Raw genomic sequence first — 206 nt, forward strand, 5'->3', positions numbered from 1 at the left:
CAAGCACCGTCAGTTCTAGTCTCTGCAAAAGTTACGGTTGCAGTTCCGCAAGCATCGGTTGCAGTAAGCGTAGCCGCAGCCGGGATATTGTCGCAAGACGCAGCCAGTTCGGCAGCAGGCAGTGTTCCTTCGAACGCAGGAGCCTGAGTATCGGTCACACTAACCACTTGAGTATGCTCGGCAGTATTACCGCATAGGTCAGTAGC

Annotated in this window: 1 protein-coding gene; it reads right to left on the minus strand. The window is 54.4% G+C overall.

Annotated features, from left to right (window positions below):
• Positions 1-206 (minus strand): hypothetical protein (locus FJA49_RS18220; RefSeq protein WP_158629411.1); only part of this gene is annotated, 206 nt, incomplete at both ends.

This window comes from Flavobacterium microcysteis, assembly GCF_006385255.1.
Lineage (GTDB): Bacteria > Bacteroidota > Bacteroidia > Flavobacteriales > Flavobacteriaceae > Flavobacterium > Flavobacterium microcysteis.